A 13492-nucleotide genomic window follows, 5' to 3' on the forward strand; every position below is an offset into this window, starting at 1 on the left:
CAGTCGCGCCCGCTAGTTACATCGATTTTCAGGCGCCAGCCGTTCGTCACGTCTGCATAACGAAATCCTTTTATAAACCCGTGAAATAGTGAACTGCTTCACGGCAATAGGATTTGTCGTGTCAAAGTCTTGACGTTCTCCAAAGTTGCCGTTAACACTTGAAGCCCGTTTCAGAATCATTCATTTCGCAGTAACCGCTTGGCGCACGCGCTCGGGTTTCTGTCGCTGCGCGCCGTTCGGCAATACCCGCACTAAATCACGCGAATAGACGCCCCCAGGGGGGACGTTGGGCCGCACGGCCCGGCGGTGGCGTTGCTTTGCCCAAAACCAGTCCAATCAGGAGCCGTACCGATGAATCGGATTTATCGCAAGGTCTGGAACAAAGCATTGGGTCAGTTGGTCGTGGCCTCGGAATTGGCCTCTTCCGACAGCAGCGGTGGTGTGGTCGACCAGCGCCGCGACACGACGCAGGCAACGCCAGCCGCGCTGGCCGTGGCACTGGGGCTGGTATTGGGATTGGGCATGAGCAGTGCCGCCGTTGCGCAGTCGGTGCAGATCGGCGGCAGCGCTACCTGCGTGGCGTTCAGTGGCAAGCTGCTGGAAAAGTGCCTGGTTGAAGGCACGGCCAGCGCCAAGGGCAGCAACGCGGTGGCGATCGGCGGCAACAGCAGCGCGAGCGCGGCCAACAGCGTGGCGCTGGGCGCCGGTTCCAAGGCCGCGCGCGCCAACACCGTGTCCGTCGGCGATGCCGGCAAGGAACGGCAGATCACCAACGTGGCCGCCGGCACCCAGGCCACCGATGCGGTGAACAAGGCGCAGCTGGATGCGCAGGCGCGCGCCACGCAGGCGGCGCTGGCAGACGTGGCCGCCGATGGCGAGCGCTACTTCAAGGCCGATGGCGCCGGTGATGACAGCGACGCAGCGAAGATCGACGGGCAGGGCGCGGTGGCCGCCGGTGCCGGTGCACAGGCGTTGGCCAACGCCACGACTGCCATCGGCACCCAGGCCATTGCCGCCGGCCTGGGCGCCAGCGCGTTCGGCCAGGGCGCCCTGGCCATCGGCGACGCCAGCGTGGTGGTCGGGCAGAGTGCGGCCGCGTTCGGGCTTGGCGATACGGCCGTCGGCGCCAGCGCCTATGCCGCCAGCGAGAACGGCGCGGCTACCGCACTGGGTGCCTTGTCCGAAGCAAGCGCCGACGGCGCCACTGCCGTCGGTGGCGGTGCCGTGGCGATGGGCCCGGGCAGTACCGCTCTGGGCCGTGGCGCCACCGCCGCCAATGAAGCATCGATCGCGGTGGGTGCGTTCAGCACCGCCGTGGGTGAGTACAGCACCGCGCTGGGCTCCAATTCGGCGGCGGTCGCCACCGGCAGCGTGGCGCTGGGTGCCGGCTCGCTGGCCGACCGCGTCGATACGGTGTCCGTCGGTGCGGCCGAGTACGGCCTGACCCGCCAGATCACCAGCGTCGCGGCCGGTACCGAAGACACCGATGCGGTCAATGTCGGCCAGTTGAAGGACGTGGCCGCCGTCGCCGATGCCACCGCCAGGCACTTCCAGGCCACGGGCAGCCGCAACAGCGATGCGGGCGCGCTGGCCGAAGGCGACGAGGCACTGGCGGCCGGCGAGGCGGCCAATGCGATCGGCAACGGCGCGACCGCTGTGGGCGCGGGCGCCAATGCCGTCGCACAGAACGCGACTGCGGTGGGCAACAACGCACTGGCCTCAGGTCAGAACAGCGCCGCGTTCGGCAACAACGCGCAGGCGAACGGCCCGGGCAGCGTCGCTGTCGGTGGTGCTGCGGTGGATGCCGATGGCAATCCGCTGATCACCAGTGGTGGCGTGCCGGTCGAAACCGGCGCCACCAGCGCCGGTGTCGGTGGCACCGCAGTCGGCGCCAGTGCCGAAGCCAGCGGCTTTGCGGCGTCGTCCTACGGCGTCGGTGCCTATGCCGCCGGTGCCCAGGCCTCCGCGTTCGGTGCGGTCGCCAATGCCATCGGTGATTACTCCACTGCGCTGGGTACGCAGAGCAACGCCACCGGCACCAGCAGCGTGGCCATCGGTGGCCCGGCCGACTTGATTCCGGGCCTGGGTTTCTTCGTGCAGACCCAGGCCAGCGGCGAAGCGGCGACGGCCGTCGGCGCCGGTGCCATCGCAAGCGGTGACCGCGCGGTGGCCAACGGCAGCCTGACCGAAGCCTCCGGCGCGGAATCCACCGCCGTCGGCTACTTCGCTTACGCCCCGGGTGAGAATGCCAGCGCACTCGGCGCGCAGACCTGGGCCAGCGGCGCACAGAGCACGGCCGTCGGGTACTACGCCACCGCGCGTGGCGCCAACAGCGTCGCGCTTGGCGCGAATTCCGAAGCGGTGCGCGCCAACAGCGTGGCCGTGGGCAGTGCCGGCAACGAACGGCAGATCACCAGCGTGGCCGCGGGCAGCGAAGCCACCGACGCAGTGAACAAGGCGCAGCTGGACGCCGTGGCCAGTACCGCGGACAACACCGCGCGCTTCTTCCAGGCCCAGCCGGAAGCGGGCAGTGATGCCGGTGCGCTCGCCGAGGGCGAAGGCGCGGTGGCGGCCGGTTCGTCGAGCAATGCGATCGGCGCCGGCGCGGTTGCACATGGCGCGGCCGCTTCGGCCATCGGTGACGACGCCGTGGCGGTCGGTCGCAACAGCAACGCCACCGGCAACGGCGGTGTTGCCATCGGTGGCCTCGGCCAGGCCTACGACGAGTACAACCAGCCGATCATCGGTGCCGACGGCACGGCGCAGCAGGTAGGCACCACCGCCGTCGCCAACGCCACCGCAGTGGGCAGCGGCGCACAGGCCACCGGCGCCGCCAGCAGCGCGTTCGGCAATGCGGCCAAGGCCAGCGGGGACAACAGCTTCGCTGCTGGCGGCACGTCGCGTGCAACCGGCGGCTACGCGGTTGCGGTTGGCGACAGTGCCTTCGCCAGCAGTGACGACAGCACCGCAATCGGTGGCTACAGCTGGGCCACGGCCAGTGGCACCAGTGCCTTCGGTTCCGGTGCGTGGGCCACGGCCACCAATGCCTCTGCGTTCGGCAATGCGGCGTGGGCCAGTGGCAGCGGCGCAACGTCCATCGGTTACAACAGCTGGGCCAACGGTGCCAGCGCCACGGCGGTCGGCCGGGGCGCCTTCGGCTATGGCGACAACAGCGTGGCGCTGGGCTTCCAGGCGCTCGGCAACAGCGTCAACAGCATCGCCATCGGCACCAACACGGTCGCCGGTGGTGAAAGCGCGATCGCGCTCGGCGCCGGCAGCAACGCCAGTGCCAGCAACGCCGTCGCGCTGGGCGCCGGCTCGGTTGCCAACCGCGCCCGCAGCGTTTCGGTCGGCAGCGCCGGCAACGAGCGCCAGCTGACCAACGTCGCTGCCGGTACCCAGGCCACCGACGCGGTGAACAAGGCACAGCTCGACGCGGTTGCGACCACCGCCACCACCACCAGCCGCTTCTTCCAGGCCAGCGGCAACGGCGACGACGTGACGGGTGCCCTGGTGGACGGTGACAACGCATTGGCTGCCGGTGATGCGGCCAATGCCATCGGCAACGGTGCCACCGCGCTCGGCAGCGGTGCCAATGCGCTGGCCACCAACGCGCAGGCACTGGGCTTCAACGCCCTGGCCAGTGCCGCCAACGCCAGCGCCGTCGGCGCCAACGCGCAGGCGACCGGCGAGTACGCCACCGCACAGGGTGCGGAGAGCGAGGCCAGCGGCGAGCAGAGTGCGGCGTTCGGCGCCGCCAGCATCGCCAGCGGCGCCGGCAGCACCGCCAATGGCGTGCTGTCCGAAGCTTCCGGCGAGGAAGCCGTGGCGGTGGGCTACTTCAGCAACGCCAGTGGCAGCGGCGCCACCGCGGTCGGCAGCGAAAGCGTCGCCAGTGGCACTGCGTCGGCCGCGTTCGGCATCGGCGCCGAAGCGACCGGCGGCTACAGCACCGCCATCGGTGGCTACGCGCAGGCCTCGGCGTTCAACGCCACTGCCTTCGGCAACTTCGCCAATGCCTCCGGTTCCAACAGCGTGGCGCTGGGCGGCGACGCCGAAGCCTCGGGTGCCTACAGCACGGCCACCGGCCAGGGCAGCCTGGCGACCGGCACCAACAGCGTCGCCGTCGGCGGATCGCTGTTCGGCGTGCTGGCCACCGAAGCATCGGGCAACTACTCCACCGCCGTCGGTGGCGGCGCCTGGTCGGCTGGCATCAACAGCACCGCGCTGGGCAACGCCGCCGAATCGCGCGCGGCCAACAGCGTGGCGCTGGGCGCCGACTCGATCGCCGACCGTGACAACACCGTGTCGGTCGGCGGCGGTGGCAATACCCGCCAGATCACCAACGTGGCCGCTGGCACGCAGGGCACCGATGCGGTCAACAAGAACCAGCTTGATGCCGTCGCCGCCGCAGCGGAAAAGACCAGCAGGCAATTCCAGGCCAGTGGCAACGCCGACGGTGAAACCGGCGCACTGGTCGAGGGCGACAACGCGCTGGCGGCCGGTGATGCGGCCAACGCGATCGGCAACGGTGCCACCGCGCTCGGTAGCGGTGCCAATGCACTGGCGGCCAACGCCACCGCCGTCGGCATCGACGCGCTGGCCACCGGCAACAACGCTGCGGCGCTGGGCAGCACCGCACAGGCCACCGGCGAGGACAGCCTCGCGCTCGGGACCGGCGCCAGCGCCAGCGAGCTGGGGGCCAGTGCCGTGGGTGCGCGGGCCCAGGCCAGCGGTGCGTACAGCACCGCAACCGGCACCGAATCCAATGCCAGCGGCACGCAGGCACTGGCCAGTGGTTTCCGCAGTGCCGCCTCCGCCGATGGCACCACCGCCGTCGGTGGCTATGCCGAAGCCAGCGGTCGCCTCGGCACCGCGCTGGGCTACGGTTCGGCCGCCAGTGGCGCCAACACCACGGCGGTCGGCTTCGGTGCCGCGGCGGCCGGTAGCGGCGCCGTTGCGGTCGGCCAGTCCAGCGAAGCCAGTGGCGCCGAGAGCGTGGCCATCGGTGGCAGCACCTTCTTCGGCCTGATCCCGTCGCGCGCCAGCGGCACCGGCGCGGCGGCCTTCGGTGCCGGCGCCTGGGCGACCGAAGATTACGCCACCGCGATCGGCTGGAATTCGTGGGCGGATGCGGCAGATGCCACGGCACTGGGCGCCAGTGCCACCGCCAGTGGGTTGAACAGCGTGGCGCTGGGCGCCGGCTCCAAGGCCGAGCGCGACAATACCGTGGCCGTGGGCACCGTCGGCGGCGAGCGCCAGGTGACGCATGTGGCGGCGGGCACCGAGGCCACCGACGCGGTGAACAAGGGCCAGCTGGACGCGGTTGCCAGCGTTGCCGACAGGACCGGCCGGCAGCTCCAGGCCAGCGGCAACGCCGATGGCGAAGCCGGTGCACGGGTGGAGGGCGACGATGCGCTCGCCGCTGGCAACGCGGCCAATGCGATTGGCAACGGCGCCACCGCAGTGGGCAGCGGCGCAACGGTGGTCGCGGCCAATGCCACGGCGGTCGGCGTCGACGCGCTGGCCACGGCCGAGCAGGGTGTGGCGATCGGCAGCGGTGCCAGCAGCACCGCAGGCGGTGCCGTCGCACTGGGTGCACAGAGCAGCAGCGGCGGCGCCGCCAGCATTGCGATCGGCGCGCAGTCGCAGTCGCAGGGCATCGGGGCGACCGCTGTCGGCGGCATGGCCGAGGCCGCCGGCCTGGCGGCCACCGCAGTGGGCTACGGCGCGATCGCCGATGGTCGCGAAACCACGGCAGTCGGCAACTTCGCACAGGCCAGTGGCTGGCGCGCCACGGCGTTGGGTGCAGGCGCCAGCGCCGGCTTCTTCGGCACCGCGATCGGCAGTGCCGCGCAGGCCGCTGACGTGTCCACGGCGGTGGGCCAGGGCACCATCGCGGAGATCGCCGGCGCCGGCTTCGGCGTGCAGGTCAAGGCGGGCGAGTACGGCACCGCTCTGGGCAACAACGCCGCGACCGGATTGAACGGCGTGGCGGTCGGCTTCAATGCACTGGCCGGACAGGATGCCGCCAGCGTCAGCGCTGGCCGGTTCACCACCGCCATCGGCAGCGAGGCGTGGGCCACCGAAGACGGCGCCACCGTGGTCGGCTACAACAGCTACGCGCAGGCCAGCAACGCGACGGTGCTCGGCAGCAACACCTGGACCACCAAGGACGCCGGCAACAGCGTCGCGTTGGGTGCGGGCTCGCTGGCCGACCGTGCCAACACGGTGTCGGTGGGTGCCGCGCAGGAGTGGGTCGATGCTGCCGGCGTGACCCACAGCGCGATCAACCGCCAGCTGACCAATGTCGCGGCCGGTACGCAGGCCACCGATGCGGTGAACAAGGGCCAGCTGGATGCAGTGGCCGCCACCGCCGATGCGGTCGGGCAACGCTTCAAGGCCAATGGTTCGGGTACCGCCAGTGCCACCGGCACCGATGCCGTGGCCATCGGCGGCAACGCCAACGCCAGTGGCAGCCGCAGCAATGCGCTGGGCAGCGGCGCCACGGCCATCGGCAACGCGGCGCTGGCACTGGGCGCCAACAGCGGCGCCAGCGGCAACAACTCGGTGGCATTGGGTGCCGGTTCGCGTGCGCTGGAGGCCAATGTGGTCTCGGTCGGCGGTGGCAACGGCACCGCCGGTCCGGCCACGCGGCGCATCGTCAACGTGGCCGACGGCCGCATCGCTGCCGGCAGTACCGATGCGGTCACCGGTTCCCAGCTCAATGTCACCAACCAGCGCGTCGGCGCCGTGGAAACCCGGGTCGGTGATTTCGACGCGCGCATCGCCACGGTCGAGACCACGGCGGCCAGTGCGGTCGGCTATGACGATGCCAGCCGTGAGCGCCTGACCCTGTCCGGCATCCAGGGCACCACCATCGACAATGTCGGCGCCGGCAGCATTGCCGCCGGCAGCCGCCAGGCGATCAATGGCGGGCAGTTGTTCCAGTCGCTCAGTGACGCCGCCAGCTTCCTCGGCGGTGGCGCCAGCGTCGGCATGCAAGGCGTGTTCGTGGCACCGAACTATGTGATCCAGGGCGCTACCTACAGCAACGTCGGCGATGCGCTGGGTGCGTTGGACCGCAAGGTGAGCGAGATCGACCGCCGCACCGCCGGTGGCACCCGCGCCGGCACGGCCAGCCTGCGCGCAATGAGTGCGTCGCTGGATGACGGTTCGGCCAACCTTGGGGATGCCGCCGCGGCAGCCGATGCCGCACCGGCCGCGTCGACCGCAGGCAGCGCGCGCGTGCAGGGCACGCCGACCGTGGCCGCAGCGGGCGCCGGGATTCCGGTCGGAACCCCGGCGACCGGCGCCAACGCGGTGGCCATGGGCGAGGGGGCTGTCGCCAGCGGCGCGTCGTCCACGGCCATTGGCCAGGGTGCGAACGCCACGGCCGCAAATGCCGTGGCACTGGGCCAGGGTTCGGTCGCCGACCGTGCCAACACCGTGTCGGTCGGCAGCGAAGGCAACGAACGCCAGGTCACCAACGTCGCCGCCGGCACCACCGCCACCGACGCCGTCAACAAGGGCCAGCTGGATCGTGGCGTGGCCACGGCGAACAGCTACACCGACAGTCGCGTGCAGGCCGTCGCCGACAGCTTCGATGTGTTCAAGGGCGAAATCGATGGACGCCTGCGCCACATGGACCGCCGCATCGACCGCCAGGGTGCGATGAGCGCGGCGATGCTCAACATGGCCACCAGTGCCGCCGGCATCCGCACCCAGAACCGGGTCGGCGTCGGCATCGGTTTCCAGGGCGGCGAATCGGCGTTGTCACTGGGTTACCAGCGCGCGATCAGCGATCGCGCCACGGTCACCTTCGGCGGCGCCTTCAGCAGCGATGACAGCTCGGTCGGCGTGGGCGCCGGCTTCGGCTGGTAAGCCCGTCCATCGCGACGGCGGCCACCCACGCCGGCGCATCACCTGCAACGAGGGCCTGGGGGGAGGTCACGGCAATCCCGGCTGGGCCGGCCGGGAGTCGTCAAGGAATGATGGCCGCAGTGTTGGTTCGATCCATGACCCAGAAGAGGAATTCGACGTGATCAAGAAGCAGAACCTTCGCATCAATGTGCTTGCCGCCGCCGTGCTGTCGATGACCGCGGTGGGTGCCGTCCACGCCGCCGGGTTGCCGACCCGTGAACCGGTGCGCCAGGCCAGCACCGCCGAGCCGGGCGCCGAGCGCATCATCGTCAAGTACCGTGCCGGTACCGCTGCGGCGGGCGACCGTTCGGCCAAGCTGTCCACCGTGCAGTCCGCGCTGACCCGCGCCAGCCTGTCCGGTGGCACCGCCCGCGCCAGCACGCTTGGCCCGCAGGTCGTGCGCAGGCTCGGCGTCGGTGCCGACCTGATCCGCCTGCAGGGGCGCCTGGCGCCTGCGGAACTGCAGCGCGTGCTGAAGGAACTGAAGGCCGACCCGGCCGTGCAGTACGCCGAAGCCGACGTGAAGCTGCGCCGCACCGAGCTGCGTGCCGGTGACGTGCAGCCGGCGCTGGCACCGAACGATCCGTACTACCAGCAGTACCAGTGGCACCTGCACAACGCCACCGGTGGCATCAACGCACCGTCCGCATGGGATGTATCGCAGGGCGAGGGCGTGGTGGTGGCCGTGCTCGACACCGGCATCCTGCCGCAGCACCCGGACCTGGTCGGCAACCTGCTGGAAGGCTACGACTTCATCAGTGATGCCGAGACGTCGCGCCGTGCCACCAACGATCGCGTGCCGGGCGCGCAGGACTATGGCGACTGGGTCGAGAACGACAACGAGTGCTACACCGGCTCCGTCGCCGAGGACAGTTCCTGGCACGGTACCCATGTGGCCGGCACCGTGGCCGAGCAGACCAACAACGGCGTCGGCATGGCCGGTGTCGCGCACAAGGCCAAGGTGCTGCCGGTCCGCGTGCTCGGCAAGTGCGGTGGCTACCTCTCCGATATCGCCGACGCCATCACCTGGGCGTCCGGCGGCACCGTGGCGGGCGTGCCCGCCAATGCCAACCCGGCCGAGATCATCAACATGAGCCTCGGCGGCAGCGGCAGCTGTGACGGGACCTACCAGGACGCCATCAACGGCGCGATCTCGCGCGGCACCACCGTGGTGGTGGCCGCCGGCAACGAAACCGACAACGCATCCAAGTACCGTCCGGCCAGCTGCGATGGCGTGGTGACCGTGGGCGCCACCCGTATCACCGGCGGCATCACCTACTACTCCAACTACGGCACGCGCGTGGACCTGTCCGGCCCCGGCGGCGGTGGCAGCGTGGACGGCAACCCGGGCGGCTACATCTGGCAGTCCGGTTCGGATGCGGCCACCACCCCGCAGTCGGGCAGCTACAGCTACATGGGCATGGGCGGCACGTCGATGGCGTCGCCGCACGTGGCAGCGGTCGCTGCGCTGGTGCAGAGCGCGCTGATCGCCAAGGGCAAGGATCCGCTGGCCCCGGCGGCGATGCGCACGCTGCTGAAGGAGACCGCGCGTCCCTTCCCGGTCAGCATCCCGGCTGCCACCCCGATCGGTACCGGCATCGTTGATGCCAAGGCGGCGCTGGCCAAGGCGCTGGAAGAGCCGTGCACCGAGAACTGCGGGCCGGTGGCGACGCCGCTGACCAACAAGGCCGCCGTGGGGGGCCTGAACGGTGCGGCCGGCAGCAGCCGCCTGTACAGCTTCGAGGCGGCCGCCGGCAAGCAGCTCAGCGTGATCACCTACGGCGGTACCGGCAACGTCTCGGTCTACATCGCCCAGGGACGCGAGCCGAGTGCCAGCGACAACGACGCCAAGTCGACCCGCCCTGGCACCTCCGAAACGGTGCGGGTGAACAAGCCGGTCGCGGGCACCTACTACATCAAGGTGGTGGGCGAAGCGGCATACAACGGCGTGAGCATTCTCGCCACGCAGTAAGCACCCGTTGTCGTAGTTGAACGGCCGACGCCCGTCACCCTGTGTGACGGGCTTCGTCTTTTTACGAAAGGTGGCCGCGGGGCAGCGGAAATCACGGCTTAACTGCTAAAGTCGGGCCGATTGACAGGAGAGTCATGTGAACGCGCTCGCTGCACCCGTTACCGACGACGCCGAAGGCCGCATCCTCGATGCGCTGCTGGCACGCGGCCGGCTCAAGGAAGGCGACCTGGCGCGCGCGCGGCCGCTGCATGCCGAGGCCGGCGGCAGCCTGCTGGGCCTGCTGGTGCGGCTGGGCCTGGTGTCTGAACGCGACCAGGCGCTGGCCAGCGCCGAAGTGCTGGGCCTGCCGCTGCTGGAGGGCAAGCAGGTGCCCGAAGCGCCGCCGCAGGCGCTGGCCGAAGGGCTGCCGCTGTCGCTGCGTTTCCTCAAGCAGTTCCACGTGTGCCCGCTGGAACTGGATGAACACGGGGTGCGGCTGTGGCTGGCCGATGCCCATGACGCCTATCCGCAGCAGGCCGTGCAGCTGGCGCTTGGGATCCCGGTGACGCCGGTGCTGGGCATGCGCGCGGAGATCGATGATCTGGTCGAGCGCTGGTTTGGCCAGGGCCGCAGCGCGATGGGGGCGATCGTGGAAACCGCCGATGGCGAGGGCGGTGCCGTCGACGATATCGAGCACCTGCGCGATCTTGCGTCGGAAGCGCCGGTGATCCGCCTGGTCAACCTGGTGATCCAGCGTGCGGTGGAGCTGCGCGCCTCGGACATCCATGTCGAACCGTTCGAGAGCCGGCTGAAGGTCCGCTACCGCGTCGATGGCGTGCTGGTGGAGGGCGAAAGCCCGCCGGCCAACCTCACTGCCGCGGTGATCAGCCGCATCAAGATCATGGCCCGGCTCAACATCGCCGAACGGCGCCTGCCGCAGGACGGCCGCATCATGCTGCGCGTGCAGGGCAAGGAACTGGACCTGCGCGTGAGCACCGTGCCGACCGCGCACGGCGAAAGCGTGGTGATGCGACTGCTCGACCGCGAGACAGTGGTGTTCGATTTCCATCGGCTGGGTTTCACCGACGCCTTCCTGCCGCAGTTCCGCAAAGTGCTGGAACAGCCGCATGGCATCCTGCTGGTGACCGGCCCGACCGGTTCGGGCAAGACCACCACGCTGTACACCGCGCTGAGCCAGCTCAACACCGCCGACGTCAAGATCATCACGGTCGAAGACCCGGTCGAGTACCAGATCGAGGGCATCAACCAGATCCAGGCCAAGCCGCAGATCGGCCTGGACTTCGCCAATGCGCTGCGCAGCATCGTCCGCCAGGATCCGGACATCATCATGATCGGTGAAATGCGCGACCTGGAAACCGCGCGCATTGCGATCCAGTCGGCGCTGACCGGCCACCTGGTGCTGTCCACCTTGCACACCAACAATGCGGCCGGTGGCATCACCCGGCTGCTCGACATGGGCGTGGAAGACTACCTGCTCACCTCCACCATCAACGGCATCCTGGCCCAGCGCCTGGTACGCCGGCTGGAGCCGACCCACGCCGAGCGCTACGCAGCCTCGCCGGAGGAGATCGAACGGTTCGAACTGCGCCGCCTGCAGCCGCAAGGGCCGATCCATCTGTACCGCCCCAAGCCGTCTGCGCTGGCGCCGACCGGCTATCTGGGGCGTACCACCATCATGGAATTCCTGGTGATGAACGATGCGCTTCGCCGTGCGGTGATGCGTCGCGATGGCATGGGCGAGATCGAACGCATCGCCCGCGAGGCCGGCATGCGCACGATGTACGAGGATGGCCTGTCCAAGGCGCTGAGCGGGCAGACCACCATCGAGGAAGTGCTGCGCGTGACCGAGGAAAGCTGATGCGCGCAGGACGCCGGGGCTGACATGCCGAACTATCGCTACAAGGCGCTCAACCCGCATGGCGAGGTCTTCGACGGGCAGATGGAAGCGGCCAGCGAGGCCGAGCTGATCGCGCGCCTGCAGGACCAGGGCCACCTGCCGATGGAGACGCAGCTGGCCGACGCCGGCGCGATCGGCGGCAGCAGCTGGCGCAACCTGCTGCAGCAGCGCCCGCTGCAGGGTGCTGCATTGCTGCAGTTCACCCAGCAGTTGGCGACCCTGCTCGGTGCCGGCCAGCCGCTGGATCGCGCGCTGTCGATCCTGCTGGGCTTGCCCGAGGACGAACGGTCACGCCGCGCGATCACCGACATCCGCGACGTAGTGCGCGGCGGTGCGCCCCTGTCCACCGCGCTGGAACGCCAGCATGGGCTGTTCTCGCGCCTGTACGTGAACATGGTGCGTGCCGGCGAGGCCGGTGGCAGCCTGCATGAAACCCTGCAGCGCCTGGCCGACTACCTCGAGCGCAGCCGTGCGCTGCAGGGCAAGGTCATCAACGCACTGGTCTACCCGGCGATCCTGCTGGTGGTGGTCGGTGGCGCGCTGTTGTTCCTGCTCGGCTACGTGGTGCCGCAGTTCGCGCAGATGTACGAAAGCCTGGACGTGGCGCTGCCGTGGTTCACCAACGCAGTGCTGCAGCTGGGCCTGTTCGTGCGCGACTGGTGGGTGCTGCTGCTGGTGGTGCCCGGCGTGCTGGTGCTGTTCTTCGAGCGCAAGGCGCGGCAACCGGCGTTCCGTCTGGCGCTGGATGGCTGGCTGCTGCAGCGGCGTGGCATCGGCCGCCTCATCGGCGAGCTGGAAACCGCCCGGCTGGCGCGCACGCTGGGCACACTGCTGCGCAATGGCGTGCCGCTGCTGGGCGCACTGGGCATCGCGCGCAACGTGCTGGGCAACCGTGCCCTGGCCGCCGATGTCGAAACCGCCGCCGATGAAGTGAAGAACGGTGCCGGCCTGTCGCTGGCGCTGTCGCGCGGCAAGCGGTTCCCGCGCCTGGCGCTGCAGATGATCCAGGTCGGCGAGGAATCCGGCGCGCTCGATACCATGCTGCTGAAAGCGGCCGATACCTTCGAACAGGACAGCGCCCGGCGCATCGACCGCATGCTGGCGGCGATGGTGCCGGCGATCACCCTGGTGCTGGCCTCGGTGGTCGGTGCGGTGATCGTGGCCGTGCTGGTGCCGCTGTACGACCTGACCAATGCCATCGGTTGACGATGGCACGCTCCGCAACCCTGACACTCCGCAACTGAAAGGACCGTCCATGATTGCCAGTCGCCGACCGATCCGCCTTTCCTTCGCCGCCGCGCGCAACCAGTCGGGCATGAGCCTGCTGGAGATCATCATCGTCATCGTGCTGATCGGCGCGGTGCTGACCCTGGTCGCCAGCCGCGTGCTGGGCGGTGCCGACCGTGGCAAGGCCAACATCGCCAAGGCGCAGGTGCAGACCGTCGCCTCCAAGATCGACAACTACCAGATCGACACCGGCAAGCTGCCGGGCACGCTCAATGACCTGGTGACCGCGCCGGCCGGCGTCGGCGGCTGGCTCGGCCCGTACGCCAAGCCGGCCGACCTGAATGATCCGTGGGGCCACGCGCTGGAATACCGCGCGCCCGGCGAAGGCCAGCCGTACGAGCTGGTCAGCCTGGGCAAGGATGGCAAGGCCGGTGGCAGCAGCGTCGACGCCGATATCCGCTATCAGCCGTAAC

5 protein-coding genes are annotated in these 13492 nt (G+C 69.8%); all 5 read left to right on the forward strand.

Annotated features, from left to right (window positions below; translation table 11 throughout):
• Nucleotides 1-351 precede the first annotated feature (351 nt).
• The 5 genes from AC5P9I_RS06165 to gspG all read left to right on the forward strand — a co-directional run bounded on the left by AC5P9I_RS06165 (nt 352) and on the right by gspG (nt 13491).
• On the forward strand, nt 352-7884 hold the full coding sequence (locus AC5P9I_RS06165; protein ID WP_049464277.1) for an ESPR-type extended signal peptide-containing protein: 7533 nt from the start codon (nt 352-354) through the stop codon (nt 7882-7884).
• Nucleotides 7885-8041: 157 nt separating this feature from the next.
• Nucleotides 8042-9895, forward strand: coding sequence for a S8 family peptidase (locus AC5P9I_RS06170; RefSeq protein WP_049464278.1), 1854 nt, complete (start codon nt 8042-8044; stop codon nt 9893-9895).
• A 136-nt stretch (nt 9896-10031) separates the two neighbouring features.
• The gene (gene gspE / locus AC5P9I_RS06175; protein WP_049464280.1) at nt 10032-11753 is read left to right on the forward strand and encodes a type II secretion system ATPase GspE; all 1722 of its coding nucleotides are present in this window, start codon (nt 10032-10034) and stop codon (nt 11751-11753) included.
• 24 nt (nt 11754-11777) lie between these two features.
• Complete coding sequence (gene xpsF / locus AC5P9I_RS06180; RefSeq protein WP_032956504.1) at nt 11778-12998, forward strand: type II secretion system protein XpsF; 1221 nt, start codon at nt 11778-11780, stop codon at nt 12996-12998.
• 49 nt (nt 12999-13047) lie between these two features.
• Nucleotides 13048-13491, forward strand: coding sequence for a type II secretion system major pseudopilin GspG (gene gspG, locus AC5P9I_RS06185; RefSeq protein WP_049464282.1), 444 nt, complete (start codon nt 13048-13050; stop codon nt 13489-13491).
• Nucleotide 13492: the final 1 nt, after the last annotated feature.

The organism is Stenotrophomonas sp. YJH_SMC_29, from assembly GCF_059371235.1.